Here is a 26,151-nt window from a genome sequence, read left to right as displayed (position 1 = left end):
GCCGAACAGCCTGAGGCGATGGCTCGCAGGCGTGGCTCTCACAAGTTGCTTGTGGTTTCAGGCAGCTCATGCAGCCATGCCTGTTGCGGACCCCAATGCCTTGTTAAAGCAAGCTTGGGATCTGCAGCTCACCGACCATCAACGCTCCCTGCTGGTACTGGCCAAGCTTAACCAGCAGGCCGCCAGTTTGACGCCGGATCAGCAATGGCGCCTGCGCTATCTCAACGCGTGGGAGGCCATGTACGAGAGCGATTACGCCAGGTCGGAGAAGTTGTTTCAGGACATCATCCAGCACTCCGGCAATCCGCGGTTGGCGGATCGCGCGTCGTCCATGCTGTTGAGCCAGTATGGACTCACCCGCCGCTACACAGAGGCGTTCGAGCTGGCTGATCACCTTGCAACACGCCTGCCGCAGATTACGGATGCTCAAGTGCGCTTCTCGCTATTGCTGAACCTGTCGCAAGCGATGGGCTCTGCCGGGCAGATCGATCTGGCCGTGCACTATGCGCACATGGCAATGGCTGCCGTTCCGGTTGATGGCCATATGTGCTATCCCGTCTCCGAACTGGTCGATGTGCTCTTCAACGGCCACAGGCTCCAGCCCAATAGCCCGGAACTGCAGCAGGCACTGGCTGCTTGCCCCGCGGCTTCTGAGCCGGTGTACCACACGGACCTCATGCTAATGCTTGCCGATCTGTGTGCCCACGACGGTGAGCCGCGCGAGGCGCTGGCCTTGCTCGACCGACTCCAGTCCAGCGTCGAGGCCAACGGCTACGTCCCCAGCAAACTGAGCGCGCTGGGGGATCGGGCGTGGGCGTTGGCCGAACTGGGCGAGAACGATGCCGCTCGGCAGGCGGCGTTGGCCGTCGTTGCTCAAGCGCGATCAGGCGATTTCGGTGAGTTCCTGAAAGAACCCTACGAGGTGCTCTACCGCATCGAGAAAAAGCAGGGCCACGCCGCCGCCGCACTCGACTATCACGAGAAGTTCGCCGCACTGGACAAGGCCTACCTCGACGACATTCATGCGCGTGCCTTGGCTTACGAAGCAGTGCAGCAGCACGTGCTGGCGCAGAAGCTGGATACGGAAAAGCTGAGCGAGCAGAACACCGGGTTGCTTGCGCAACAGAAGCTGGATGCCAAGACGGCCGAGGCCAATCGGCTCTATCTCGTGCTGCTGCTGATGGCATTGGGCTTCGCGGTGGTGTTGATGCTCCGGCTCAAGCACTCGCAATTACGTTTCAAGCGGCTGTCGCATCTCGATGGCCTCACCTCCATCTACAACCGCCAGCATTTCATGGACGAGGCCGGGCGCCTGCTGCATCAACTGGAGCGCCGCAAGGGCATGGCTTGCCTGGCCATCATCGACCTCGATCACTTCAAGCGCATCAACGACAGCCACGGCCACGCCATGGGCGACGAAGTGCTGTGCCGCGTGGTAGGTGCCTGCAAACAGCATCTGCGCATCGTTGATCTGTTCGGCCGCCTCGGCGGCGAGGAGTTCGGCATCCTGCTGGTGGACTGTTCGCGCGAGCAGGGTATTGCCATTGCCGAGCGCATGCGCGCCACCATCGAAGCCACCGCAGTGGAGCTCGACGGTGTCGTGGTGGCGGTGTCCACCAGCGTCGGCCTCGCTTTCACCGACACCGACGGCCATGATTTGCGCAACCTCTGTACCGCCGCCGATGCCGCGCTGTACGGCGCCAAGCGCGGCGGCCGCAATCGCGTGATGGCCGGAGCTGAGGACCTCGCCGCGGTCTGATCCGTCGTGACGGTTCGGCCGGCGTGCGCCGGCTGGTGCGTTTTTACGTTTCGTCGCCCTGCATCGACTTGAGCAGTTGGAACAGCTCGCGATATGCACGTGGCGGTTTGTTCGGCGTGGTTTTTTCGACGCGTGCCTGGCGGATCAAGGCACGCAGGTGCTGACGGTCCACGCCGGGATGCTGCTCGATCAGTTCCGAAGCCGCCGCATCGCCATCGTCGCCCAACAGGCGTTCGCGCAGCGCTTCCATGCGATGCATCGCGGCCGTCTCCTGCCGCTGGCGGTCGCGGTTCTCGCCCAGTGCGGCGCGCACCGAGTCGAAGGCCTCGGTGTCGTGGCGGCGCATCAGCTTGGCGAGAAAGGCCAGCTCGCGCTTGCGCGCGATGTGCGAGGTGATGCGGCGCAAATGGGCGATCTCGTCGCGCACGTCGTCGGGCAGGTCCAGCTTCGCCAGTCGTGTCGGCGGCAGCTCGACCAGTTGGTTGGCCAGCTCCAGCACGGCCAGCGCGTCGCGGCGCTGTTGCGTGCGGGTGGGGCCGTAGTCGTGATCGGGGTCGTCGGTGTAATTGCGGTTCATTGGTTTTCCAGCAGGCGCGGGCTTTCGAGCAAGCCAGGTTCGGCCTGTTCCAGCGCGAAACGGGGCAGGCGCGCGCCGTCCACGGTGACGCTTTCGGCAAACATCGCCGCGGGGCGCACCCACAGGCCGTACTCGCCGTACAGCGCCTGGTACACCACCAACGATTCTTCCGTCTCGCTGTGGCGTGCGGTGCCCAGCACGCGGTAGCGCTGGCCCTTGTAGTGGCGGTAGAGGCCGGGGACGACCGACATGCGCTGTGGCTCCGCGGTACGTTGCGGGTGGGCCATGGCGCCCCCATGTGGAGACGGCACGGCGCGGATCGTGCATTCTACCCGTTTGTATCCAACCCGTTGACTTGCCTGAGAGCTTCCCGTGAGCGAGATTGCCGCCAGCACCGACCGCAGCCTTGAGGAACTGGACCGCCTCGCCAACCTCGCCGAGGACGTGATCCGTCGCGCCCGCGCGGCCGGCGCCAGCGCCGCCGAGGTGGCCGCAAGCATCGATACCGGCCTCAACGTGAACGTGCGACTGGGCGAGGTGGAGACGGTGGAGCACACCCGCGACCGTGGCTTCGGTCTCACCGTCTACTTCGGCCAGCGCAAGGGCTCGGCCAGCACGGCCGACCTCAACCCCGATTCGATCCAGGCCACGCTGGACCAGGCCTGCGCCATCGCCAGGTTCACCGAAGAGGATCCGGCCGCGGGTCTGGCCGATGCCGCGCGCATGGCCAGGGATTTCCCCGACCTCGACCTTTGGCACCCCTGGGCCATCGATACCGCAGATGCCATCGAGCTGGGCCGGCGCATCGAGGATGCCGGCCGCGCGCATGCGGGCATCGCGAACTCCGATGGTGCCGGCGTGCAGGCAGGCGAGAGTCTGTCGGTATACGCGAACTCGCATGGCTTCCTGGGCCGCGAGCGCGGCACGCGGCATTCGCTGTCGCTGTCGTTGATCGCAGGTGAAGGCGAGCGCATGCAGCGCGACTATTGGTACGACAGCGCGCGCGACGCCGGTGATTTCATGAGCGCCAAGGCGCTGGGCGACAAGGCCGCCGAGCGCACGCTGGCGCGCCTGGACGCACGCAGCTTGACCACCCGCGAATGCCCGGTGCTGTTCGCGCCGGAGATCGCGCGCGGGCTGGTCGGCCATCTGGTCGGCGCGGTGAGCGGCGGCGCGCTGTATCGCCGCGCCAGCTTCCTGCTCGACCATGCCGGCAAGGCGATCATGCCGGCATGGCTGCATATCGACGAAAAGCCGCATTTGCAGCGAGGTCATGCCTCGGGCAACTTCGATGCAGAAGGCGTGGCCACGCGCGAAAGCGCACTGGTGGAGGGTGGCGTGCTGGCGCGCTACGTGCTGGGCAGCTATTCGGCACGCAAGCTCGGCCTGCAATCCACCGGCAATGCCGGCGGCATCCATAACCTGCGGGTGGCGCCAGGCGCGGACGACGGCGAGGCCAGCGACTTCGCGGACATGCTGCGCCGGCTGGGCACGGGCTTGCTGGTCACCGAGGTGATGGGGCAGGGCGTGAACACCATCACCGGCGATTACTCGCGCGGTGCGGCGGGCTTCTGGGTGGAGAACGGCGCAATCGCCTACCCGGTCGAGGAAATCACCATCGCCGCGAACCTGCGCGACATGTACGCCGGCATCCGCGCTGTCGGTGCGGATGTCGATCCGCGTTCGCACATCCTTTGCGGTTCGATCCTGGTGGACCGGATGACAGTGGCGGGCGGCTGATTCCTGCGGCATGCTCTCAGGCGCTTGGTCCATGCGCGATGCGCGCATTCCATTAACCGGGAGGATTGCTCATGAGTACACCGTCGGATCAGATGCCGCCATCGCCGCCCGCAACCACCGAGGCCAGCAGTGACGACCGCAACCTGGCAATGATCACCCACCTGTCGGGCTTCCTGCTCAGCGTGATTGTGCCGTTGATCGTGTGGCTGGTGCACAAGGATCGCGCCGACAAGGCTTACCTGGTGCGCGAGGCCAAGGAGGCGCTGAACTTCCAGATCACCATGCTGCTTGCCCACCTGGTCTGCTGGATCCTCGTCTTCATCGTGATTGGCGCGTTTCTTGGCGTGCTGGTGTGGATTGCGAACCTGGTGTTCTGCATCGTGGCCGCGGTCAAGGTCAGCTCGGACGGCAGTTATCGCTATCCGTTCGCGTTGCGCCTGGTGAACTGAGCCACTGGTTCCGCCGAAACGAAAAGGCCCGCCATTGGCGGGCCTTTTCGTTTCGGCTCAACGTTGCCGTTGCGCAGCGTAGTGCGCCAGCTCGACCAGCAGTCCGCCGCGTGCGCCGAATGGCGCGACGGCATCGAGCGCCATGACGGTGAGTTCGGCCAGGCGCGCGCGCGAGGCGTCGAGTCCGATGATCGAGGGGAAGGTGGGCTTGTCGGCGGCGGCGTCCTTGCCGGCGGTCTTGCCGATCACCGCGGATTCGCCTTCCACGTCGAGGATGTCGTCGCGCACCTGGAAAGCCAGGCCCACGGCGGCGGCGTAGCGGTCCAACGAGGCGAGCGTGGCTTCATCCGCGCCGGCGGCCAGTGCGCCGAGCTGCACCGAGGCGCGGATCAGCGCGCCGGTCTTGCAGGCGTGCATGTGTTCCAGCTCGGCCAGCGTGAGTTTCCTGCCTACCGCGGCGAGGTCCAGCGCCTGGCCGCCGGCCATGCCTTCGGCGCCGCAGGCACGGCCCAGTGCGTGCAGCATGCGCATGCCGATGGCTGCGCCGGGCGACGCATCGGGTGCGGCCAGCAGCTCGAAGGCCAGCGCCTGCAGAGCATCGCCGGCGAGTATCGCCATCGCCTCGCCGAACGCGATGTGGCAGGTGGGACGGCCGCGACGCAGGTCGTCGTCGTCCATCGCGGGCAGATCGTCGTGCACCAGCGAGTAGGCGTGGATCAGTTCCACCGCGCAGGCGGATGCGTCGAGCGCGGCGTCTTCGCGGCCCAGTGCATGGGCAGCGGCATAGACCAGCAACGGGCGCAGGCGCTTGCCGCCGCCCAGTACGGCGTAGCGCATGGCGCGATGCAGTTCGACGGGTGCTTGTTCGGCGTTGGGCAGCCGCGCGTCCAGCGCCTGTTCGGCGCGACGGATCAGCGCTTGCAGTGCCGGCCCCAGTTCAGTGTTCGGGTTCAAACGGTTCGGCGCGGTCAGGGGCTTCGGGGTCGAGCAGCAGGCGCACGCGCAGTTCGGCTTGCTCCAGCGCCTGCTGGCAGTGGCGGTACAGGCCGATGCCGCGCTCGAAGGAGGCCAGCGATTCGTCCAGGCTTTGCTGGCCGCCTTCCATCTTCGCCACCAACTGTTCCAGTTCGTCCAGCGACTGCTCGAAATCGGCAGCTGGCGGCGTCTTGGCGGCGGGGGAAGCGGTCTTGGCCATGGGCCGCAAAGCTAGCGCAGCGCAGGTCTCGAATCAATCGCCGGCACGATGCCTCGCGATGCTGCCTCCGGCCCGCAAGAGCCTTCGATATGGCGCCACGCGTTTGGGTAGGCTTGATTTCGATATATCTAAATACTATCTTATGGGTCATCCCACGAACCGCTCGGACCACGGATAAGGTCCGGCAACGGAGTTCCTGTGCCCCAACCCTCCACATCGCATGCCGGCGACACGACCGGCATGGGCTTTTCCGGCTACCAGAAATTCGTGGTGGCCGTGCTGGCTTTCCTGCAATTCACCATCGTGCTGGACTTCATGCTGCTGGCGCCGCTGGGCGCCATCGTCATTCCGGCGCTCAAGATCACCCCGGGCCAATTCGGCGACGTCGTCTCGGCCTATGCGTTTGCCGCGGGCGTCTCGGGCATCGCCGCCGCGGGGTTCGCCGATCGTTTCGACCGGAAGAAGCTGCTGCTGGTTTTCTATGCGGGATTCATGGTCGGCACGTTGTGCTGCGCGCTGGCGCACAGCTATGTCGCGTTGCTGCTGGCACGCATGGTGACCGGCTTGTTCGCCGGCGTCGTCGGTGCCGCGTCGATGGCGATCGTCACCGACCTGTTCCCCCTGTCGATGCGTGGCCGCGTGATGGGCTTCATACAATCGGCCTTCGCAGCCAGCACCGTGCTCGGCTTGCCGATGGGGCTGGAGCTCTCCAGCCGCTGGGGTTGGAACGCGCCTTTCTTCATGGTCGTGGCGGTGTGTTCGGTGGTCGGGGTGGCGATCCTCGGGCGCTTGCGTCCGGTCAACGCGCATCTGGCATTGCTGCCGGATCGCCATCCGTTGCATCACCTGCTGCACACCTTGCGGGAACGTTCCTATCTGATCGGCTTCGTCACCACCGCCATGCTGACAGTCGGCGGTTTCCTGCTGATGCCGTATTCCACGCTGTTCATTGTGCACAACATCGGCATTCCGGTGGAACAGTTGTCGCTGGTGTACCTGATCACGGGGCTGGTGTCGGCGGTCATGGGGCCGCTGATCGGCCGGGCCAGCGATGCGTTCGGCAAGTTGCGCGTATTCGTCTTCGGTTGCGCAATGACCATCGTGATGGTGCTGATCTACACGCGCCTCTCCAACGCTGGCCTCTGGATGCTGATCGTGGTGAGCGCGCTGCTGCAGATCGGCATCTTCTCGCGCATGATTTCCTCCTCCGCGCTGATGTCCGCGTTGCCCAAGCCGGCCGACCGTGGCGCCTACATGTCGATCAGCTCGTCGTTGCAGCAGATGTCGGGCGGCTTTGCGGCCATGCTTGGCGGCATGGTGGTGAAGGAAGCCAGCGACGGCCGCCTGCTGCGCTTCGAGGTGCTCGGCGACGTGCTGGTATGCACCACGCTGCTGTCGCTCGTGCTGATGTATTTCGTCAACCGTCGGGTGAGCGGCGCCACGATGTCGCCCGCTCCGGGCCTAGTGCAGAAAGCTGGCCAGGAGTCGTGACGGCCTGAGATCGTGAACAGGCTCCGGGTCCGCTGGATTGCCAGGCCTATCCAGCCGGTTGCCAGCGCAGGCGCACGCCCACTTGGCCGAAGAGCGTTTCCGCGCGTTCGCCCAGCCAGCGATCGGCTACGGCAATCAGTTTCTCGCCTTCGTAGAGCAGGGGACAGGCGTCGCGCTGCCATGGCGGGACCGCGCCGGACTGGAAAAGTGCTCGCAGTTCGCGGGTATGGCGATCGCCGGCAGGTTTGATGCGTTCGCCGCCGCTGCGCATGCGCACGCTCAGCGCGAAGGGAAGCCGGGAAGGCGGTTCGAGGCTCAACTTCCCGCCGTCGGGCAAGACGAGCAGTTCGCCTTGCCAGGTAGCCTGCCAGCCCGCAGCGACGGCGGGGCGCGGAATGCGTGCCCACAGTCGTCCTTTCCAGACATGCAGTTCCACGCCAGGCCAGCGGATGCAGGGCAACTGGCCGGCGCGCGCACCGCACTGCCGCTCTATCTGCGCGCGCTGCGCGGTGGTGGGGGCGGTCAGCCCGCGCCCGTGCAGCCAGTGGGCCAGCAGCGGCTCGCGCAACGCGGGCGCGAGCGTCAGCCAGCCAGTCGCATCAAGGCAGCCATTCGCATCGTCATGCAATGTTGCGTAGGCCGTCAGCCATTCCGAGCGCAGCGTGTCCGCGGCGGCGCGGCTGAGCGCAGCGCTGTGCAGGATGGAGTCCACCGCCTGGGGCCAGTGCGCTGCGAGACGCGGCAGGATGTCGTGGCGCAGGTGGTTGCGGGCAAGCCGGGTGTCGGAATTCGTAGGGTCATCGATGCAGGCGAGGCCATGCGAGGCAATGTAGTCGCGCAGTTGCGCGCGCGTGACGGTGCCCAGCAGCGGCCGCCACAATTCGCCACGACCCAGTGTGCGCCGCTCGCGCATGCCTCCCATGCCCTCCGGGCCGGCACCGCGCAGCAATTTCAGCAAAACAGTTTCGGCCTGGTCGTCGCGGTGGTGCGCCATCAACAGGAGCTCGCCGTCGCGGACCTGTGCCACGAAGGCGGCGTAACGCGCATGGCGCGCGGCAGCTTCCACGCCCTCGCCGCGCTGCGTTTCAACCTGCACGCGCACCACGTCGCAATCCACGCCGAGGTCACTGCAGAAGCGCCGGCACTGTTCGGCCCACGCTGCGCTCTCCGCGTGCAGGCCGTGGTCGACATGCAGCGCGCGCAAGCCGCGCGCGCGTGCTGCCGGCAACTGTGCCAACGCATGCAGCAGGGCGGTGGAGTCGGGGCCGCCGCTGTAGGCCACGCAGAGCGCAGCTCCGGGCAGGTCCGTCAGTGCAGTGCGGAGGTGGCCGGACAGCGAAGGCTTCACTTCTTGCCGCTTTGGGGGCGCACGTAGATGTGCTTGCCATTGCCGATGTGCCGCTCTTCGGTCTCGAACAGGCCAATGCCCTTGATGAGCCCGCTGAGCTTGGCGTAGCCGTAGTTGCGCGAGTCGAAGTCGGGCGACTGCTTGTTGAGGATGCTGCCGACTGGACCGAGGCCGGCCCAGCCGGACTCGTCGGAGGCCGCCTCGATGGCCCCGCGCAGCAGGTTCATCAGGCGCGTATCCCCACGCAGTTCCTTGGCCGAACGAGGCTTGGGCGCTGCCTCCGCTTCACCTTCGTCGGCGCGAACCAGCACATCGGTGTAGATGAACTTGTCGCAGGCGGTGCGGAACGGCTCGGGCGTCTTGCGCTCGCCGAAGCCGTACACGGTGAGCCCGGACTCGCGGATGCGCGAAGCGAGCCGGGTGAAGTCGCTGTCGCTGGAGACGATGCAGAAGCCGTCGAAACGGCCGGCATAGAGCAGGTCCATCGCGTCGATGATCATCGCCGAGTCGGTGGCGTTCTTGCCAACCGTGTAGCGGAACTGCTGGATGGGCTGGATCGAGTGGCGCAGCAGCACATCCTTCCAGCCGTTGAGGTCGGGCTTGGTCCAGTCGCCGTAGATGCGCTTGACGTGTGCGGTGCCGTACTTGGCGATTTCGGCGAGCAGCCCCTCGACGATGGCCGGACGGGCGTTGTCGGCGTCGATCAGTACGGCGAGCTTGTCGTGGGCCATGGCTTTTCCTGTCTGCGATGTTGCGTGAGTCAACAGCGACTGTCAGTGAAGCGCGCCAGCTTCGCGCAATGATTGCTTGAATTTCTTGATGCCGTCCCAGCCAAGAAATTTCTTGGTCAACTTTCCGTTCTGGTAGACATAAAACGCTGGCAGTGCCGCCCATGCGTCATTGCCGAGCATCGACCATTCCGAGTTCTGCCAGGCGATATGCATGGGCTGATCGGGGAACAGGCGATTCCACGTCTTGGCATATGCGAAATCGTCTCCCTGGCTGGCCAGCCAGATTGCGCGATGGGTAAACAGCGGTCGCAGCTGTGCATCCGTTTCGATGGCCTGCGCGGCTTCGTCGCAGAAATGACACCCATCGCCGCTAAGTGCCACGATTTGAACCTCGCGCGAAAGGTCGACTGATTCGCGGATCAGACTGCCCTGCGTGTCGACAACAAGCGCGCTGGGTGTTCCATGTGAAGAGTTGGCAGTGCTGTCACGCACAGTCGGCATTGCGCTTTCACCCAGGCCTGGGTGCTGATGCAACAGGGCCGTTGCCTCCGCGAATTGACGGGCTGAGAGCAACAATTCGTACAGTTGCGCGTAATCCTTGTCTTCGGTCATGCCGCGCCGTTGCATTTCGGTTAGATCCATTCGCAACTGGGCAATGTACGTTCCGCTCATAGCGGAAGGCGATCGCAATACTTCGTTGACCGCGCGCACAAGTAATCTCAGATCCGGCTTGCTGGTAGTGCTCAACCGTCCCGGCACTTGGTAATCGGCGAACAGACGACCATAGCGCTGGCGATCAAGAGCGAGCCGTTTTGCAGCCGGTATGGAAAGAGGGGGCTCCTGCAGGATCAGCTCGTCATAACGTCGCTCGATCTCACTCTCAGGACAATCTTCCGGGGCGCAGCCGCGCGCTTTGGCATCTTCGATATGCTCCCGCTCGATACGGGATTGTTCGGTTGGCGTCAGTCCGATATCTAGGCCTTGAGCCAGTTTTTCCTGTTCGGCACCAAACAGTGCGAAGAGCTGGACGATTTGCGGGTGGGTCAATTCGGCCATGGGTTCGCCGAAATTGATGGTCGTTACTCCCCGCTGGCCAAATTCCAACTGGGCAAGAAATCGCCTGCGCGCCCACGGTGACAGTTTGTCCAGCGGCGAGGTCCCGGCTGGTGTGTCACGCAGGTAATGCGTCAGCTCCGCCTTGGACTTTATCGGGAGCAACGAGTTAGCGGTCGTCTGGCCCGGATGGGTACCCGTTGGCGCAGCCATGACGGCCGCTCCCGCAGCGACAGGCAACATCAACAACGCATGGAACAAGAGGGCTTTCATTCAAACCTCCCACGCGCTGGCCGGGCGCGAAATTATTCCTGATATGCCCCGTAGCTGCGCAGGCGCCGGTAGCGCTGCTCAAGCAGGGCATCGACCGGCAATGGCGCGAGCTCGTCGAGCTGGTTCATCAGCACGGCCTTCAGGCGGATCGCCATCGAGCGCGGATTGCGATGGGCGCCGCCCAGCGGTTCGCGGATCATCTTGTCGATCAGGCCCAGCTCAAGCAGGCGCGGCGCGGTGAGGCCCAGCGCCTCGGCGGCGTCCTTGGCGCGCTCGGCGCTGCGCCAGAGGATGGTGGCGCAACCTTCCGGGGTGATCACGGAGTAGGTGGAGTACTGCAGCATGTTGACGCGGTCGCCCACGCCGATCGCCAGCGCGCCGCCGGAGCCGCCTTCGCCGATCACGGTGCAGATGATAGGCGTCTTGAGATCGGCCATTTCCAGCAGGTTGCGGGCGATGGCCTCGCTCTGGCCGCGCTCCTCGGCGCCGATGCCGGGGTAGGCGCCCATGGTGTCGATCAGGGTGAGCACGGGCAGGCCGAAGCGCTCGGCCATCTTCATCAGGCGCAGCGCCTTGCGGTAACCCTCGGGGCGCGGCATGCCGAAGTTGCGCCTGAGCTTGCCCTTGGTATCGCGCGCCTTCTGGTGGCCGACGATCATCACCGGGCGGCCGTTGATGCGGCCGAGGCCGCCCACGATGGCGCCGTCGTCGGCGTACATGCGGTCGCCGGCCAGCTCGTGGAACTCCTCGCACATCACGCCGATGTAATCGAGCGTGTAAGGCCGCGCGGGATGGCGCGACATCTGCGCGATCTGCCACGGGCTGAGGTTCTTGAAGATGTCGTTGGTCTTGAGCTTGAGCTTTTCGCGCAGCCGACCGACTTCCTCGTCGATGTTGAGCGCCTGACCGTGGCTGGTATGGCGCAACTCTTCGATCTTCGCTTCGAGTTCGGCGATGGGTTGTTCGAATTCGAGGAAGTTGGGATTCATTCGCCGAGGTTCATGGCATGGAAGCGCGGAAGTATAGCTGGCGCGGGGAAAACGGGAGAACGGGGGCGTATGGCGGGCGCACCATGTGTGGTGCGGCGGCCATACGCGGCGCAGGGATGCGCCGCCCGTGTGCAGGCGCTTTGCGCCTGCGCAGCGGAGGGTTGGCCGGTCTGTGACCGGTCAAGCCGACTCCAGGACCGCCAGGAAGGCGGTTTTGGAGATCAGTAAAGGCTTCGATTCTGGCGTGCCTCAGCGAAGTCGGTGGGCTCCTGCCTGCGCAGGAACCACGGGCTGAGCATCTTCAGCCCTCGCTGCGCACCAGCCGTACTCTGGCGGCCTGCACCCCCGGCAACGCGCGCACTGCGCGCAGCAGGTCGGGAATGGCCTCCACACGCCATTCCTCGCCCAGTTCCAGGTCGGCCTGGGCATTGGCATTGTGGTAGCCGTGCAAGGTGACGCTGGCCCTGCCGCCACGGAAGCCGGCCAGCGTCTGGCGCAGTTGCGCGGCGAAACCGGCGTCGATGCCGTTCAATTTCAACTGCAGCAGCCGCGCGTGGCGACGGCAGGCATCGGCCAGGGTCATGGCGCTACGGGCACGGATCTGGAAACCGCCGCCGGAGAATTCGTCGATGCGCAGACCGCCCTCGACGATGAGCATTTCATCGCGTACCAGCAGCGGCGCGACCTGCTGGTACAGCTCGCCGAAGAAGCTCACCTCGATCGCGCCGGTGCCGTCATCCAGCCGTACGAAGGCATCGCTGTCGCCGCGCTTGCGCACGGCCACCACCATGCCCGCGGCCGTCCACGGCGTGTCGGGGCCGCGACGGAAGCGGTTGCCGTCGTCGCCGTCGCTCTTGCGCGGCTTGGGCGGCTGGTAGCGGTCGACGATCTCGCCCAGGGGGCAGGTGGCGAGCTGGGCCAGTTCCTCGCGCCAGGGGTCGACGGGGTGGCCGGAGAGGTAGTGGCCCAGCGTGTCGCGCTCGCCCTGCAGCGTCTGCTCCAGCGGCCAGTCGGGCGCAGTGGGCAGGTCGATCTGCACCACCGTCGCGGCCGTGCCCATGGCGGCGCCGAACATGTCGTTCTGGCCGGACTGGCGATCGCGCAGGTGCTGTTCAGCGGCCTTGATCGCGTCGGGAAGCTGCAGCATCAGGCTGGCGCGGTTCGGCGCCAGCGCGTCGAGCGATCCGGAGAGGATCAGTGCCTCGAGCACGCGCCGGTTGAGCTTGGTAGGGTCGACGCGGCGGCAGAAGTCGGCGAGATCCTTGTAAACGCCGCTGCGCTGGCGTTCCGCGACGATGGACTCGCAGGCGCCCTGGCCTACGCCCTTGATCGCGCCGAGACCGTAGCGGATCACCTTGGGTTCGACGGCGACGAACATGAAGTCCGAGGCGTTCACGTCCGGCGCCAGCACGTCGAGGCCGATCGCCTTGGACTCGTCGATGAAGGTCACCGCCTTGTCGGTGTTGTCCATGTCCGACGAGATCGTCGCAGCCATGAACTCGGCAGGGTAGTGCGCCTTCAGCCACGCGGTCTGATAGGAGACCAGCGCGTAGGCGGCGGCGTGCGACTTGTTGAAGCCGTAGCCGGCGAACTTCTCCATCACGTCGAAGATTTCGTCGGCCTTGTCGCCGCCCACGCCGTCCTTGGCCGCGCCCTCGCGGAACTTGGCGCGCTCCTTCGCCATCTCCTCCACTTTCTTCTTGCCCATCGCGCGGCGCAGCAGGTCGGCGCCGCCGAGCGTGTAGCCGCCCACGATCTGCGCCATCTGCATCACCTGCTCCTGATAGACCATGATGCCGTAGGTCTCTTTCAGGACAGGCTCGACGCGCGGGTCGGGGTAGATCACTTCCTCGCGGCCGTGCTTGCGCGCCACGAAGTTGGGGATCAGGTCCATCGGGCCGGGTCGGTACAGCGCGCCCAGCGCGATGAGGTCGTCGAAGCGGTCGGGCTTCGCGTCCTTGAGCATGCGCTGCATGCCTGACGATTCGAACTGGAAGATGGCGACCGTCTTCGCCTTGGCGAAGACCTCGGCGTAGGTGGCGGCGTCGTCCAGCGGCAGCTTGGCGATGTCCAGCGGCTCCTCGCCGCTCTGCGCGCGGCGCACGTTGATCGCCTTCACCGCCCAGTCGATGATGGTGAGCGTGCGCAGGCCGAGGAAGTCGAATTTCACCAGGCCGACGGCTTCCACGTCGTCCTTGTCGTACTGGGTGACCACGCCCCCGCCGCCCGCTTCGCAGTACAGCGGCGCGTATTCGGTGAGCGTCTTCTGGCCGATCACCACGCCGCCCGCGTGCTTGCCGACGTTGCGGGTGAGGCTTTCCAGTTTCAGCGCGAGGTCGATCAGCGGACGCGCCTCGTCCTCGTCCTGCTCGTACAGCTCGCAGAATTCCTTGACGACGCGCTCGGGCTCCTTCTTCGACTTCTCCGTGCGGCCCAGTGCATCGGACAGCGTGAGGTCGAGTGGGCGCGGCGGGATCAGCTTGGCGATCTTGTCGACCGCGCCGTAGCCCATGCCCAGTACGCGGCCGGAATCGCGCAGCACCGCCTTCGCCGCCATCGAGCCGTAGGTGATGATCTGGCTGACGTGGTCGCGGCCGTACTTGCGCGCCACGTAGTCGATCACCTCGTCGCGGCGATCCATGCAGAAGTCGATGTCGAAGTCGGGCATCGACACGCGTTCGGGGTTGAGGAAGCGCTCGAACAGCAGGTTGAACTGCAGCGGATCGAGATCGGTGATCTTCAGCACCCACGCCACCAGCGAGCCCGCGCCCGAGCCGCGGCCCGGGCCCACCGGGATGCCGTTCTGTTTGCCCCAGTTGATGAAGTCCGCCACGATCAGGAAGTAGCCGGGGAAACCCATCTTGATGATGACGTCCAGCTCGCGTTCCAGCCGTGTCTCGTAGTCGGCGCGGCTGTAGCCCTCGGCCAGCGGCGCGGCGGCGAGGCGCTCTTCCAGGCCGTGCCGCGACAGTTCGCGGATGTGGCTGTTGAGGTCGTAGCCGTCCGGCACCGGGAAGTCGGGCAGGAAATACTCACCGAACTTCAGTTCGAGGTTGCAGCGCTTCGCCAGCTCGACGGTGTTTTCCAGCGCTTCTGGAATATCCGCAAAAAGCTCGAGCATTTCCTCGGGGGATTTCAGGTACTGCTGGTCGCTGTAGTCGCGCGGGCGCTTGGGGTCGGCCAGTACGCGGCCCTGGTGGATGCACACGCGCGCCTCGTGCGCCTCGAAGTCGTCGCGCTTGAGAAAGCGCACGTCGTTGCTGGCGACCACCGGCAGTTCGAGTTCGGCGGCCAGTGCCAGTGCGGCCGAGTTCCAGGTTTCCTCGCCTTCGCGGCCGCAGCGGGTGAGTTCGAGATACAGCTGATCCGGGAACAGTCGCATCAGCGGGCGCAGCTTCGCCAGTGCGGCGTCGTGGCCCTGCGTCAATGCGGTGCGCGCCGTTTCGCTCTCGCGGCCGAGCAGGGCGATCAGGCCATCCGTCGCGACGGCGGTGAGCCAGGCCGTCTCGACCAGGGCGCGACCGCCGTGCTGGCCTTCCTGCCATGCGCGCGAGACGAGACGCGACAGGTTGAGGTAACCCTCTCGGTGCTGGCATAGCAAGGTGAGCCGCCATGGGCGCGGGTCGTCAGGTGCGCCGATCCATACGTCGCCGCCGCAGATCGGCTTGATGCCTGCTGCGCTGCACGCCTTGTAGAACTTCACCAGCGCGAACATGTTGCTTTCATCGGTGAGCGCCACGGCAGGCATGCCGGCTTGCGCGCACGCGGCGACCATCGCCTTGATGCGGATGGTCGAATCGACCAGCGAATACTCGCTGTGCAGGTGGGTGTGGACGAAGCGTGCGGGCATGCGGATGGATGCGGTGAATCCATGCAGGCTAACCGGCACCCGATTCAGCGGCAAGATTGACTTCCGCGTGCTCCGCCCGGAACGGGCGCGCAGCTGGATTCTGGTCGTCGAACGCCGTCGGAGGAGTTCTTACAGGCCGCTTGCGTTATCGGTGACGGAAGGGGACTGCTTCTAGGCCAGCAGCTCGTTGATCTCTGTCGAGCATGTCTTCGCCGTAGCCGACGTGGACGTGCGCTATCGTGCCGTCGCGATGCAGCATCACCATCACCGGGATGCCTCGGGCGGTGCCATAGGGCTTGCCGAGTGTGCCGTCGCGGTCCCAGGTCATCAGCAAGCCGGGCAGCAGCGGGCGTAAGACGCGCACGGTGTTCACGAAGACGTGCCGATCTTCGCGATAGTTGATGGAGACTACCTGCAATGGCAGGCCGCGCTGCGTGGCCAATGACTGGAACTTTGCCAGCACCGGCATCTCCTTCATGCAGTAGCCGCACCAGGTGGCCCATAAACTGACCACCACGACCTTGCCGCGCAACGACGAAACCGTGACCTCCTTGCCTTCCTGGGTCGTGCCCAGCGCATCCGGCGGCGTGTCGCCCGGTTGCACGTGAGCGTGGACCACCAGGCAGAACAGCAGCCCGGGCAATACGGCGGCGATGCGGCGCATGCTGTCCCTCCCCCCATGAAGTGCCGCCAGCGTATCGAGCGGAGCAGGGCGAGGGAAGCATCGTCATTCAACGCACGTGGAAGCGTCCTTCCTCCTGTTCCTCGCTGGGCGACAGGTAATGGCCGAGGCTGTCCACTTTCAGCGGGAGGAGGTTGTAGTCGGCATGCGGCAGGGCGCTTTTTTCGACGCTGCCGGCGGCAGGTTCGGTTCGCATCGGCGGAGACATGTCGGCCGGTACGGGGGGAATGCTTGGAGGGTTGGACGTGGGCATCATGGCACGGCTCCTGCGATCGGCGATGCGCGCTATGCGCAACGGTGGCAGCGGCCGGCTGGGCCGGTCTGGCGGGACGTCGCCGCTGCTGCGGACGCGTCCATGCGGACATGGTTTCCTGTAGTGAATGATGCTCCCGCGCGGGAAAAAGTTGCATAGACCGATGGCCCATGCCGGCAGCCTTGCCGGGGGGCAATCAGCAATCGTGACCTTCCCGGAGCGGCGCCACCTGATCCAGCGCAAGGCGCACTGGGGCGAAGCTGCGCCGATGCTGCGCACAAGGTCCCAGCTGCTGCAGCGCGGCCAGGTGAGCGGGCGTGGGGTAACCCTTGTGCACGGCGAAGCCGTAGCCGGGATGGCTGGCATCCAGCGCCACCATCAGGCGGTCGCGGGTCACCTTGGCGAGGATAGAGGCGGCGCTGATCGCCGGTTCCAGCGCGTCGCCGCCCACGATGGCGCGTCCGGGACAGGGCAAGTCCTTCGGCAGCTTGTTGCCGTCCACCAGGGCCTCGTGCGCGGCAGGTGCGAGGCCGGCCACTGCGCGGCTCATGCCGGCCATGGTGGCCTGGAAAATGTTGAGGCGGTCGATTTCTTCCGCTTCCACCACCACGATGCAATGCGCCAGCGCGCGCTCGACGATCTGCGGGTACAGCGCTTCGCGCTTCTTCTCGCTGAGTTTCTTGGAGTCGTCGAGGCCGGGGATGGGGCGTGCCGGGTCGAGGATCACGGCGGCCACCACCACCGGGCCGGCGAGCGGGCCGCGACCGGCTTCGTCAACGCCCGCTTTTAAATAAACTGCGCTGGCCGAAGTCGAATTATTCATGTGCGCCAGAAAATCTCGATGAGTACTGATCCGCACGGCACGTTCGCCTCCTCTCCCTCCGAGGAGAGGATTGAGGTGAGGGCCAAGACTTGCGGTCACGTTGTTCAGAGGGTGCTTCGATTCAGCCTCAGCGCGAGCATTTGTCCCTCACCCGCGGCCCTCTCCGCGGACGGGGAGGGAGAAAGGCGGCTCCAGCAACTCCGCGATCGCTCCTGCCGCCGCATCCGCCGCGCTGCCATCCAGGTCGGCGCGCAAGGCCCGGTGCAATTGCTCGAACGCCGCCACGATGGCGCCGCGGCGTTCGCTGTCGTTGAACAGGGCGAGTACGGCGTCGGCGAGCTTCGCGGCGGTACAGTCATCCTGCATCAGCTCGGGTGCCAGCACGACGTGCTCGCCCAAGCCGCAGGCACGGGCGAGGATGTTGGGCAGGGCATAGACGTCGGTCTTGAGCATGCGCAGCAGCTTCGCGATACGGTAGCTCACGGGCGAAACGCGGTAGCCCACCACCATCGGGCGCTTGGCCAGCATCGCTTCCAGCGTGGCGGTGCCGGAAGCAAGCAGCACCACGTCGGCGGCCTGCATGGCTTCATGCGCGTGACCATCCAGCAACTGCAGCGTGGCGACGCCTTGCGGCGCCTTGGCGAGCAAGCTGCGCAACTGTTCCAGCATGCGCGGATTGGCAGCCGGTATCACCACGCGCAGGCCGGGCAAGGCAGCGGCGACACGCCGCGCGGCATCGAGGAAAGGTTCGCCCAGGCGCGCCAGTTCGCTGCCGCGGCTGCCGGGCAGCACGGCCAGCACCGGTGCGTCCTGCGGCAGTTGCAGGGCCTCGCGCGCCGCGGCGCGGTCGGACACCAGCGGGAAGCGGTCGGCCAGCGGGTGGCCGGTGAAACGCGCGTCGACACCGTGCTTCGAGTAGATCGCCGGTTCCATCGGGAACAGGCACAGCACCCGGTCGGCCGAGCGGCCGATTTTTTCAGCGCGCTTTTCGCGCCACGCCCACACCGAAGGACTGACGTAGTGGACGGTGCGCAAGCCGGCCTGTCGCAGTCGCTCCTCCACGCCGAGGTTGAAATCCGGTGCGTCGATGCCGACTACCAGCGCCGGCTGTGCGGCGACCAGGCGCGCGACCAGTTCCTTGCGCAGTCTGAGCAGGCGAGGCAGATGCGTCACCACTTCGGCGAAGCCGAACAGCGACAGTTCGTGGATGTCGTACCAGGACTCGAAGCCCTGTGTCTGCATGCGCTTGCCGCCGATGCCGACGAAGCGTGCCTGCGGGTAGCGGGCGCGCAACGCGTCGATCAGGTCGGCGCCGAGCTGGTCGCCGGAGTCCTCGCCGGCAAGGAGGGCAATGGTTGGGTACTGTGCTTCGTTCATGTGGAGAGCGGGAGCAAGAGCTCGTGCCTGATTGCCAGACAAGCGGGGCGCTTATCTGGCGAGCGACCTCTCGCTGCGTTCGATGAACTCCAGCATCGCGCGTACGTCGGCGCTGTCCTGTGCCTGCGTGGCGAGTTGCTCGCGCGCCTCGGCCTGCGACAGGCCTGCCATGTACAGCGTGCGGTAAGCGCGCTTGATCGCGGCGACCCGCGCGCCGTCGAAGCCGCGGCGTTTCAGGCCTTCGCTGTTGATGCCGCGCGGCCGGCCGGTCTGCTCGTTCGCCATCATCAGGAACGGGGGTACGTCGGCACCTACCAGGCAGCCCATCGCGATGAAGGCGTGCGCTCCCACCTTGCCGAACTGGTGCACGCCGGCGTAGCCGGAGATGATCACCCAGTCGCCGATTTCCACATGCCCGGCCAGCGCCGAATAGTTGGAGAACACCACGTGGTTGCCGACCTGACAGTCGTGCGCGATGTGCACGTAGGCGAGCAACCAGTTGTCATCGCCGATGCGAGTGATGCCGCCGCCGTCGCCGGTGCCGCGGTTGATGGTGACGAATTCGCGGATCAGGTTGCGGTCGCCGATCACCAGTTCGGTGCGCTCGCCTTGCCACTTCTTGTCCTGCGGATCGCCGCCGATCGAGGCGAACTGGGAGATGCGGTTGTCGCGGCCGATCCTGGTGGGTCCCTCGATCACTACATGGGGACCGATCACGGTGCCGTCGCCGATTTCCACGTCGGCACCGACCACGCTGTAGGCGCCGATGCTGACATTGGCGCCGATCCTTGCCGACGGGTCGATCTGCGCGGTGGCGTGGATCATTTCTCCGACCTCGCCGCGCACATCAACTCGCAACTGGCCACTTCCTTGCCGTCCACCAGGGTGCGCGCGGCGAACAGGCCCATGCCGCGCATCACGCGCTTCACCGAAACTTCCAGTCGCAACTGGTCGCCCGGCACCACCGGTGCGCTGAAGCGCGCATTGTCCACTTTGACCAGATAGAACAGCGGACTGCCGGTGTTGCCCTTGATGCGATTGCTGAGCTGGGTAAGCAAGCCGGCGGCCTGCGCCATGGCTTCCACGATCAGCACGCCCGGCATCACCGGATGGCCGGGGAAGTGGCCGTTGAAGAACGGCTCATTGATGGTGACGTTCTTGATCGCCACGGCACTCTGGTCGGGCACCAGTTCGATCACGCGGTCGACCAGCAGGAACGGATAGCGGTGCGGCAGCAGCTGCTGGATCTGCTCCACGGTCACCGGGAAGGTCACAGGGGCGGGGGCGTCACTCATCGTTCTTGTCCTTCTCCAGCGCCGCGAGGCGGCGCACGAAATCATCCAGGTGCTTGAAGCGGGCGGCGCTCTTGCGCCAGCTGCGGTTCTCCTGCAGCGGCGTGCCGGAGGAATACTCGCCCGGCTCGCGTATCGAATGCGTTACCAGGCTCTTGGCGGTAATGGTAACCCGGTCCGCCAGTTCCAGATGGCCCAGCACGCCGGCGTTGCCGCCGATCATGCAGTAACGGCCGATCCTGGCGCTGCCTGCCACGGCGGAGCAGCCGGCAAGCGCAGAGTGCGCGCCGATGCGTACGTTGTGGGCGATCTGGATCTGGTTGTCCAGCCGCACGTCTTCTTCCAGCACGGTGTCGTCCAGCGCGCCGCGGTCGATGGTGGTGTTGGCGCCGATCTCGCAGTCGTCGCCGATGCGTACGCCGCCGAGCTGGGGGATCTTCACCCAGTGATCGCGCTCGAAGGCGAGGCCGAAGCCGTCCGAGCCGATCACCGCGCCGGGATGCACCAGCACGCGCTTGCCCAGCATCACGCGCGTGACCAGCGTCACCCGTGCCACCAGACGCGATTGCGCGCCAACCGAGCAGCCTTCGCCCACGATGCAGTGCGGACCGAGCACGACGCCATCCTCGACCACAGCATCGTTGCCGATCACGCAGCACGGCCCGATGCTTGCGCTTGCGCTGACCTTCGCACCGCTGTCCACCACGGCGGTGGGATGGATGCCGGGTGCGGCGGCCGGCAGGCGTTCGAACAGGGCGGCGACCTTCGCGTAAGCCACGTAGGGATCGGCGGCGACGAGGGCATCGACCTTGCAATCGGCGAGGTTTTCTTCGCGCAGGATCACCGCGCCGGCGGCGGTTGCGGCCAGTTGCGCGCCGTACTTGCTGTTGGAAAGGAAGGCCAGCTGGCTGTTGCCGGCGTTCGCCAGCGTGGCGATGCCTTCGATGCGGCGATTGCCGTCGCCGCGCAGGCGCAGGCCGAAGCTTTCGGCCAGTTCGGCAAGCGTATGGCTGGGTGGCTGGCTCAAGCGGTGCTCCTCGGCGGGTCGGCCATTGTATCGGCCAGGCGCCAAAACGCGAAAAGCGCGGCAAGCCGCGCTTTTCGTCATGCCGCAGATTCGCTTCCGGTCAGAAGGTAGAGCCGAAGGTGAACTGGATGCGCTCCTCGTAATAGCCGTCGCCCGGCTGGGTGCGGAAGGGCAGCGCGAAGTTGATGATCATCGGCCCCATCGGCGACTGCCAGTGCAGCGACAGGCCGGTGGAGGCACGCAGCGTGCTGGCGGAGAAGCTGTTCCAGTTCGCGTAGGCGTTGCCGGTGTCCACGAACCAGGAGACGCGCGCGGTGTTGATGTCCTTGAGGAAAGGCAGCGGCAGGTACAGCTCGGCCGTGCCCAGCACCTTCATCGCGCCGCCGACGGGCTGCGCATAGTTGTAGTAGCTGTTGTTGCAGTAGCTGCCGGTGTTCGCAGCGACTGTGCCGGTGCCGCCGCAGAGGCGCGGACCCAGGGTGTTGTCCTGGAAGCCGCGCACGTCGCTCACGCCGCCGGAGTAGAAGTTGTCCCAGAACGGAAAGTCGTTGCGCATGTCGGTGACGACATGGGTGGGGTCGGCCGCGAGGCTGGCCTTCTGCAGCGCGTCGAGAGCGGTGTCGCTGATGCCGTTCTGGCCGTAGGTCTTGCCATAGCCGAGGACGCCCTTGAGGTAGAGCACGAAGCCGCCGCCGACCGGCCAGTAATGGTCGGCCTGACCGGTCGCCTTCCAGTATTTCACGGTGGAGCCGGGCAGGCCCACTTCGGTGTTCAACGACAGCTGGCCGCCGCGGGTGGGGGCCCAGTAGCCGTTCTGGGTGTTCATGTTCCAGCCGAAGGTGCCGATCGTCGAATGGATCGTGTAGTGGCCGATCTCGTCCTGGTAGTCGATCAGCTGCTGCGGCGTATAGCCGGGGATGGAGTTGACCTTGTTGCTGCTGAGGCCGATGCCGGCGCGCAGGCTCTGGAAGTCGGTGATCGGGAAGCCGAGGTAGGTGGAGAACGCACGCTGACTGGTGGAGTAGTCGGCGAACTCGCCGTTGTCGACGTTGTTGTAGTCGGTCTTGGAGTAGGTCAGGTTGTAGCCGATGCCCACGCCGTTGTCGGTGAGGTAGGGGTTGTAGTAGTTGGCGTTGTAGCGCGTGTAGTAGGCGCTGCGCTCGCCGCCCACCGACACGGTGTCGCCGCTGCCGAACAGGTTGCGCTCCGAGACCGAGGCGGACAGGATGATGCCCGAATACTGCGAGTAGCCGATGCCGAACTGCAGGCTGCCCGCGGACTGCTCCTCGACCTTGACGGTGACGTCCACCTGATCGTCGGAGCCCGGCACCTTCTTCTTGTCGATGTCGACCTTCTTGAAGTAGCCCAGCTGCTGCAGGCGGTTCTTGGAGCGGTCGATGATGCCCTGCGAGTACCAGGCGCCTTCGAGCTGGCGCATCTCGCGGCGCAGCACGTTGTCCTCGGTGAGCGTGTTGCCCTCGAAGATCACGCGGCGCACGTACACGCGCGGACCCGGCTCGATGTAGAGCGTGAGATCGACGGTACGCTTTTCCTTGTCCAGCTTCGGGTACGGCGTGACCTTGGCGAAGGCATAGCCGATGTTGGCCAGCAGCGCCTTGATCGTCTTGGTGCTGGTTTCGATGAGGCCGCGGTTGAACACGTCGCCCGGCTTGACGAACACCAGCTGGCGCAGCGTGGTTTCCGGCAGCACCAGGGTGCCGAGCAGCTTCACGTCGGAAATCTTGTAGATCTCGCCTTCCTTCACGTCGGCGGCGATGTACATCGACTGCTTGTCGGGAGCGATCGTCACCTGGGTGGAATCGACGCCGAAGTCGGCGTAACCGCGGTTCATGTAGTAGGACTGCAGTTTCTCCAGGTCGCCGGAGAGCTTTTCCTGCGAGTACTGGTCGTTCTTGGAGTACCAGGACATCCAGTTCGGCGTGCCCAGTTCGAAGTCGTCGCGGATCGCCTTGTCGGTGAACGCGTGGTTGCCGACGATGTTGATCTCCTTGATCTTCGCCACCTGGCCTTCGCGGATCTCGATGTCGATGGCCACGCGGTTGCGGTCCAGCTTCACCACGTGCGGGAGCACCGTGACGCTGTACTTGCCGCGGTTGTAGTACTGGTGGATCAGCTCCTGCTGCACGTTGTCCAGCGCCAGCCGGTCGAAGGTCTCGCCTTCCGCCAGTCCGATGGACTTCAGGCCCTTCTGCAGGTCTTCGGTCTTGATGTCCTTGTTGCCGCGGATGGTGAGCTTGGCGATCGAGGGACGCTCCACCACCTTGATGACGAGGATGTTGCCGTCGCGCTCCAGTTCCACGTCGCTGAAGAACTTGGTCTGGTACAGCGCGCGAACCGCCCGCTGCGCCATAGCATCGGTCATCTGGTCGCCGCGGCTGACCGGCAGGTAGTTGAACACGGTGCCCGCGGAGATGCGGGTGAGGCCGTCGATGCGGATGTCCGAGATGACGAACGGGTCGAAGGCGAGCGCCTTGGCAGAGAGGGAGGCAAGCAGCAGCAGGGCGGCGATACGCTTCATCGTCGGTTCCGGTGGGTGGTTTCGATCAGGCCGTCGGCCCGATCAAGGCACGCGGCAGGGTTGGGCCCCGCCGCGAGAAAAAACAGGGGCCCGCGAGGGCACCGAATGTGGCGCCGGCGAACCATGGGGGTGGATCGTCGACGTCACGACAGCAACAGGCGATGGATGTCGTTGTAGAACACCAAACCCATCAGGCTGAACAGCAGCACCAATCCAATGTACTGGCCGATAGCCATGGCCTGTTCGCTGAGCGGGCTGCCCTTGAGCAACTCGATAAGGTAATACAGCAGGTGCCCTCCATCCAAGACGGGGATGGGCAGAAGGTTCAGTACCGCCAGGCTCAGCGACACCATGGCGAGGAATTGCAGAAACCGGGCAACGCCCAATTGGGCACTGGCGCTGGCCACCTGCGCGATGCCGATCACGCTGGATAGGTTCTTTGGCGAGGCCTCGCCGCGCAGCATCTTGCCGATCATGCCGAAGGTTTGCGCGACGTTGCGCCAGGTGCCGACCAGTGCCTCATGCAGGGCACGCAGCGGACCGTAGCGCAACGTGGCAGCTTCCGGTGCCGGCGGGGTAATGCCGACCACCCATGCCATTGGCTGGCCTTGCAGCGACTCATGGCGTGCGACGACCTGCAACGGCATGGTCTTGCCGTTGCGTTCGACCATGATGGCAAGTTTCGGCGAGACATCGGCATCCTGCCGTATCAGCTTCCCTACCGTATCGAAATCCGGCACCGGACTGCCGTTGATGCTGACGATGCGGTCGCCACCCTGCATGCCGCCCAGTGCGGCAGGCTGACCAGGCATCACGGTGGCGGCTACCGGCGGCGGAGGCATCGGCTGCAAGCCCAGGGTCGTGAAGTAGTCGTCAATGGTCTGGCCAGGCGGCAATTTGTCCAGCGGCAGCAGCAACTGCCTTTGCGTGCCGTCGGGGTCGCGCACGGTCAGCGGCAGTGGCGTGCGGCCGAGCAAGGCATTGGCCATCGCGTCCAGGGAATCGCCCAGAGTGTCAACGTTGCGACCGTCGATGCTGAGGATGCGATCGCCCGGCCGTATACCCGCCACAGCCGCCATACTTTGCGGCTTGGCGGTGATGATGGGGGCGCTGTCGGGCAGGCCCAGCATGAACATCAGCCACAGCGCGGCCACGGTGAAGATCAGGTTGAAGCCCGGCCCGGCCAGCACGATCAGGATGCGCTTCCACACCGGCTGGGTGGTGAATTCCTGGTCGCGGAACTGCGGTGGCACGGCGCCTTCGCGCGCGTCCAGCATCTTTACGTAGCCGCCCAGCGGGATCGCGGCGATCTGGTACTCGCAGCCATCGCGGCCGGTGCGTTTCCACAACGCCTTGCCGAAGCCCACAGAGAAGCGCAGTACCCGCACACCACAGCGGCGCGCGACCCAGTAGTGGCCGAACTCATGGAAAGTCACCAGCACGCCCAGCGTGACCAGCAACCAGAACACCGAGCCGAAGAAGGAAGTCATCAAACGCCGAGGACAGGAATCTATCTGGGAAGGATATCAGCAAGGCCGCCGCAGCAGGCGCCGGGCCGCAGCCCGCGCCTCGCCGTCGCGCGCGACAAGGGACTCCACATCGACCACGGCTTGCGCCGGCAGTTCCGTGAGCACGGCCTCCACCACCTCGGCGATGGCGAGGAAGGGCAGGGTGCCGGCCAGGAAGGCCTCCACCGCCACCTCGTTTGCCGCATTCAGGATCGCGGGTGCATCGCCACCGGCGCGCAGCGCCTGAAAGGCGAGGGCGAGGCAGCGGAAGGTGTCCAGGTCCGGTGCCTCGAACTGCAGGGCACCGCCATCGGCGAGGTCCAGCCGGGGCACGCCTGCCTCAATGCGTTCCGGCCATGCCAAGGCGTGGGCGATGGCGGTACGCATGTCGGGGTTGCCGAGCTGGGCCAGCACCGAGCCGTCCACGTACTCCACCAGCGAATGCACCAGGCTCTGCGGGTGCACCAGTACGTCGATCGCGTCCGGCGGCGCGCCGAACAGGTGATGCGCCTCGATCACTTCGAGGCCTTTGTTCATCAACGTGGCCGAGTCCACCGAAATCTTGCGGCCCATCGACCATTTCGGATGCTTGCAGGCCTGGTCGGGCGTCACTGCGGCCAGCTCGGCCCGCGAACGACCGCGGAACGGGCCGCCGGAGGCGGTGAGGACCAGCCGGCGCACGCCGCTTTTCGCCAGGTCGGGGCGACCGCCGGGCAGGCATTGGAAGATCGCGTTGTGTTCCGAATCGACCGGGATCAGTTCCCCGCCGCCCGCGCGCAATGCTTCCAGCAGCAGTGGACCGCCAAGCACGATGGATTCCTTGTTCGCCAGCAGCAGGCGCTTGCCGGCTCGCGCCGCGGCGAGGGTGGAATCCAATCCTGCGGCGCCGACGATGGCGGCCACGACGATGTCACACGACGTGCCTGCGGTGGCGGCTGTGAGCGCATGGTGGCCGCTGGCCACCGTGCAGCGCACGCCTGCAGCAGCGAGTCTGCGCGCCAGTTCGCCCTCCAGCGTGGAGTCGGCGATCACGGCCAGATCGGGGCGGAAGCGTTCGCACAGCTCGGCCAGTGCGGCCACGTTGCTGTGAGCGCTCAGGATGCTGGCGCGGAAACGGTCCGGGTGTCGCGCGATCACGTCCAGCGTGCTGGCGCCGATCGAACCGGTTGCGCCGAGGACGGCGACTTTCTTCATC

General features: G+C 65.7%; 23 protein-coding genes. 4 read left to right on the top strand and 19 right to left on the bottom strand.

Annotated features, from left to right (window positions below):
• Window positions 1-100 precede the first annotated feature (100 nt).
• On the top strand, window positions 101-1,759 hold the full coding sequence (locus ISP25_RS08720) for a sensor domain-containing diguanylate cyclase (protein ID WP_404613234.1): 1,659 nt from the start codon (window positions 101-103) through the stop codon (window positions 1,757-1,759).
• Window positions 1,760-1,802: 43 nt separating this feature from the next.
• On the opposite strand, the gene yjgA is transcribed toward ISP25_RS08720, so the two are convergent.
• Both yjgA and ISP25_RS08710 read right to left on the bottom strand, forming a co-directional pair.
• Window positions 1,803-2,336, bottom strand: a complete 534-nt coding sequence (yjgA, locus tag ISP25_RS08715; RefSeq protein WP_192154283.1) for a ribosome biogenesis factor YjgA — start codon at window positions 2,334-2,336, stop codon at window positions 1,803-1,805.
• On the bottom strand, window positions 2,333-2,587 hold the full coding sequence (locus ISP25_RS08710; protein WP_404613232.1) for a DUF1653 domain-containing protein: 255 nt from the start codon (window positions 2,585-2,587) through the stop codon (window positions 2,333-2,335). Before ISP25_RS08710 ends, yjgA begins: the two co-directional genes overlap by 4 nt.
• A 121-nt stretch (window positions 2,588-2,708) precedes the next feature.
• Here ISP25_RS08710 and pmbA point away from each other — a divergent pair, with 121 nt between their 5' ends.
• Window positions 2,709-4,076 carry a metalloprotease PmbA gene (gene pmbA / locus ISP25_RS08705; protein WP_404613230.1) on the top strand — a complete coding sequence of 456 codons (1,368 nt, stop codon included), beginning with the start codon at window positions 2,709-2,711 and terminating at the stop codon, window positions 4,074-4,076.
• A 71-nt stretch (window positions 4,077-4,147) separates the two neighbouring features.
• Complete coding sequence (locus ISP25_RS08700) at window positions 4,148-4,525, top strand: DUF4870 domain-containing protein (protein ID WP_192154289.1); 378 nt, start codon at window positions 4,148-4,150, stop codon at window positions 4,523-4,525.
• 57 nt (window positions 4,526-4,582) lie between these two features.
• Here ISP25_RS08700 and ISP25_RS08695 read toward each other — a convergent pair whose 3' ends face one another.
• Both ISP25_RS08695 and ISP25_RS08690 read right to left on the bottom strand, forming a co-directional pair.
• Window positions 4,583-5,479: a polyprenyl synthetase family protein gene (locus ISP25_RS08695; protein ID WP_404613228.1), complete on the bottom strand. Its 897-nt coding sequence runs from the start codon at window positions 5,477-5,479 to the stop codon at window positions 4,583-4,585.
• Window positions 5,463-5,720, bottom strand: a complete 258-nt coding sequence (locus tag ISP25_RS08690) for an exodeoxyribonuclease VII small subunit (protein WP_404613226.1) — start codon at window positions 5,718-5,720, stop codon at window positions 5,463-5,465. The genes ISP25_RS08695 and ISP25_RS08690 overlap by 17 nt, the downstream gene beginning before the upstream one ends.
• 198 nt (window positions 5,721-5,918) lie before the next feature.
• On the opposite strand from ISP25_RS08690, the gene ISP25_RS08685 reads away from it, so the two are divergent.
• Window positions 5,919-7,211, top strand: coding sequence for an MFS transporter (locus ISP25_RS08685; RefSeq protein ID WP_404613224.1), 1,293 nt, complete (start codon window positions 5,919-5,921; stop codon window positions 7,209-7,211).
• 46 nt (window positions 7,212-7,257) lie between these two features.
• On the opposite strand, the gene tilS is transcribed toward ISP25_RS08685, so the two are convergent.
• The 15 genes from tilS to ISP25_RS08610 all read right to left on the bottom strand — a co-directional run bounded on the left by tilS (window position 7,258) and on the right by ISP25_RS08610 (window position 26,150).
• Complete coding sequence (gene tilS, locus ISP25_RS08680; protein WP_404613223.1) at window positions 7,258-8,493, bottom strand: tRNA lysidine(34) synthetase TilS; 1,236 nt, start codon at window positions 8,491-8,493, stop codon at window positions 7,258-7,260.
• A 62-nt stretch (window positions 8,494-8,555) separates the two neighbouring features.
• Complete coding sequence (locus ISP25_RS08675) at window positions 8,556-9,290, bottom strand: NYN domain-containing protein (RefSeq protein ID WP_192154297.1); 735 nt, start codon at window positions 9,288-9,290, stop codon at window positions 8,556-8,558.
• Window positions 9,291-9,332: 42 nt separating this feature from the next.
• Window positions 9,333-10,616: a hypothetical protein gene (locus ISP25_RS08670; protein WP_404613221.1), complete on the bottom strand. Its 1,284-nt coding sequence runs from the start codon at window positions 10,614-10,616 to the stop codon at window positions 9,333-9,335.
• 32 nt (window positions 10,617-10,648) lie between these two features.
• A complete protein-coding gene (locus ISP25_RS08665) occupies window positions 10,649-11,605 on the bottom strand; it encodes an acetyl-CoA carboxylase carboxyltransferase subunit alpha (protein ID WP_404613220.1) in 957 nt (318 codons plus the stop codon).
• A gap of 301 nt (window positions 11,606-11,906) precedes the next feature.
• The gene (dnaE, locus tag ISP25_RS08660; protein ID WP_404616290.1) at window positions 11,907-15,455 is read right to left on the bottom strand and encodes a DNA polymerase III subunit alpha; all 3,549 of its coding nucleotides are present in this window, start codon (window positions 15,453-15,455) and stop codon (window positions 11,907-11,909) included.
• 145 nt (window positions 15,456-15,600) lie between these two features.
• Window positions 15,601-16,119, bottom strand: coding sequence for a TlpA family protein disulfide reductase (locus tag ISP25_RS08655; RefSeq protein WP_404613219.1), 519 nt, complete (start codon window positions 16,117-16,119; stop codon window positions 15,601-15,603).
• Between the two features lie 67 nt (window positions 16,120-16,186).
• Window positions 16,187-16,393, bottom strand: coding sequence for a hypothetical protein (locus ISP25_RS08650; RefSeq protein ID WP_404613217.1), 207 nt, complete (start codon window positions 16,391-16,393; stop codon window positions 16,187-16,189).
• Between the two features lie 193 nt (window positions 16,394-16,586).
• Window positions 16,587-17,213 (bottom strand): ribonuclease HII, encoded by a 627-nt coding sequence (rnhB, locus tag ISP25_RS08645; RefSeq protein WP_404613215.1) that lies wholly within the window; start codon window positions 17,211-17,213, stop codon window positions 16,587-16,589.
• A gap of 147 nt (window positions 17,214-17,360) precedes the next feature.
• Window positions 17,361-18,590: a lipid-A-disaccharide synthase gene (gene lpxB, locus ISP25_RS08640; protein ID WP_404613213.1), complete on the bottom strand. Its 1,230-nt coding sequence runs from the start codon at window positions 18,588-18,590 to the stop codon at window positions 17,361-17,363.
• 51 nt (window positions 18,591-18,641) lie between these two features.
• Entirely contained in the window at window positions 18,642-19,415 is a 774-nt protein-coding gene (gene lpxA, locus ISP25_RS08635) for an acyl-ACP--UDP-N-acetylglucosamine O-acyltransferase (RefSeq protein ID WP_192154310.1), read from the bottom strand.
• Window positions 19,412-19,885, bottom strand: coding sequence for a 3-hydroxyacyl-ACP dehydratase FabZ (fabZ, locus tag ISP25_RS08630; protein WP_192154312.1), 474 nt, complete (start codon window positions 19,883-19,885; stop codon window positions 19,412-19,414). Before fabZ ends, lpxA begins: the two co-directional genes overlap by 4 nt.
• Window positions 19,878-20,909: a UDP-3-O-(3-hydroxymyristoyl)glucosamine N-acyltransferase gene (gene lpxD, locus ISP25_RS08625; RefSeq protein WP_404613211.1), complete on the bottom strand. Its 1,032-nt coding sequence runs from the start codon at window positions 20,907-20,909 to the stop codon at window positions 19,878-19,880. Before lpxD ends, fabZ begins: the two co-directional genes overlap by 8 nt.
• A gap of 100 nt (window positions 20,910-21,009) precedes the next feature.
• A complete protein-coding gene (gene bamA, locus ISP25_RS08620; protein ID WP_404613209.1) occupies window positions 21,010-23,448 on the bottom strand; it encodes an outer membrane protein assembly factor BamA in 2,439 nt (812 codons plus the stop codon).
• 143 nt (window positions 23,449-23,591) lie between these two features.
• A complete protein-coding gene (rseP, locus tag ISP25_RS08615) occupies window positions 23,592-24,938 on the bottom strand; it encodes an RIP metalloprotease RseP (protein WP_404613207.1) in 1,347 nt (448 codons plus the stop codon).
• Window positions 24,939-24,974: 36 nt separating this feature from the next.
• Window positions 24,975-26,150, bottom strand: a complete 1,176-nt coding sequence (locus tag ISP25_RS08610; protein ID WP_404613205.1) for a 1-deoxy-D-xylulose-5-phosphate reductoisomerase — start codon at window positions 26,148-26,150, stop codon at window positions 24,975-24,977.
• Window position 26,151 lies beyond the last annotated feature (1 nt).

Source organism: Rhodanobacter hydrolyticus (genome assembly GCF_044904645.1).
This window is presented reverse-complemented; position numbering and strand designations above follow the sequence as displayed.

Bases quoted from the DNA above. Each gene is read 5' to 3' on its own strand.
- ISP25_RS08665 (WP_404613220.1), bottom strand. From the start codon at position 11,605: ATGAATCCCAACTTCCTCGAATTCGAACAACCCATCGCCGAACTCGAA.
- rseP (WP_404613207.1), bottom strand. From the start codon at position 24,938: ATGACTTCCTTCTTCGGCTCGGTGTTCTGGTTGCTGGTCACGCTGGGC.
- rnhB (WP_404613215.1), bottom strand. From the start codon at position 17,213: ATGAATAATTCGACTTCGGCCAGCGCAGTTTATTTAAAAGCGGGCGTT.
- lpxA (WP_192154310.1), bottom strand. From the start codon at position 19,415: ATGATCCACGCCACCGCGCAGATCGACCCGTCGGCAAGGATCGGCGCC.
- ISP25_RS08670 (WP_404613221.1), bottom strand. From the start codon at position 10,616: ATGAAAGCCCTCTTGTTCCATGCGTTGTTGATGTTGCCTGTCGCTGCG.
- ISP25_RS08610 (WP_404613205.1), bottom strand. From the start codon at position 26,150: ATGAAGAAAGTCGCCGTCCTCGGCGCAACCGGTTCGATCGGCGCCAGC.
- yjgA (WP_192154283.1), bottom strand. From the start codon at position 2,336: ATGAACCGCAATTACACCGACGACCCCGATCACGACTACGGCCCCACC.
- fabZ (WP_192154312.1), bottom strand. From the start codon at position 19,885: ATGAGTGACGCCCCCGCCCCTGTGACCTTCCCGGTGACCGTGGAGCAG.
- ISP25_RS08675 (WP_192154297.1), bottom strand. From the start codon at position 9,290: ATGGCCCACGACAAGCTCGCCGTACTGATCGACGCCGACAACGCCCGT.
- bamA (WP_404613209.1), bottom strand. From the start codon at position 23,448: ATGAAGCGTATCGCCGCCCTGCTGCTGCTTGCCTCCCTCTCTGCCAAG.
- ISP25_RS08710 (WP_404613232.1), bottom strand. From the start codon at position 2,587: ATGTCGGTCGTCCCCGGCCTCTACCGCCACTACAAGGGCCAGCGCTAC.
- ISP25_RS08655 (WP_404613219.1), bottom strand. From the start codon at position 16,119: ATGCGCCGCATCGCCGCCGTATTGCCCGGGCTGCTGTTCTGCCTGGTG.
- ISP25_RS08690 (WP_404613226.1), bottom strand. From the start codon at position 5,720: ATGGCCAAGACCGCTTCCCCCGCCGCCAAGACGCCGCCAGCTGCCGAT.
- ISP25_RS08700 (WP_192154289.1), top strand. From the start codon at position 4,148: ATGAGTACACCGTCGGATCAGATGCCGCCATCGCCGCCCGCAACCACC.
- ISP25_RS08650 (WP_404613217.1), bottom strand. From the start codon at position 16,393: ATGATGCCCACGTCCAACCCTCCAAGCATTCCCCCCGTACCGGCCGAC.
- dnaE (WP_404616290.1), bottom strand. From the start codon at position 15,455: ATGCCCGCACGCTTCGTCCACACCCACCTGCACAGCGAGTATTCGCTG.
- lpxB (WP_404613213.1), bottom strand. From the start codon at position 18,590: ATGAACGAAGCACAGTACCCAACCATTGCCCTCCTTGCCGGCGAGGAC.